The 356-nt window shown below is 59.3% G+C and carries 1 rRNA gene; it reads left to right on the forward strand.

The features are described from left to right. Positions 1-230: 230 nt before the first annotated feature. Positions 231-347: ribosomal RNA gene (gene rrf / locus AC1DCZ_RS19400) — 5S ribosomal RNA — on the forward strand. The last annotated feature ends 9 nt before the right edge of the window (positions 348-356 follow it).

Consider the following 356-nt stretch of genomic DNA (forward strand, 5'->3'; position numbering starts at 1 on the left):
ACCACACACCACCCCGCGAACCCGTTCAAAAGGGGTTCGCACCCAGGGGTGGTACAAAGAAACAAGACTGCTTGCGTCCACTATGTGGTTCCCAACCAACAAACCCGTTGCTTGGCGAACCACAACTGAATAACAACACCACCACTGCAGCACAAACTGCAGGACACATGTTGTAACCACCAGACTTCCCACCCCCGCGCCCACCGCGCCGGGGGAACGGGTAACAGGGTTACGGCGGTCATAGCGTGGGGGAAACGCCCGGTCCCATCCCGAACCCGGAAGCTAAGACCCACAGCGCCGATGGTACTGCACCCGGGAGGGTGTGGGAGAGTAGGTCACCGCCGGACATAAATTAG

The organism is Arthrobacter sp. 10N418, from assembly GCF_056394725.1.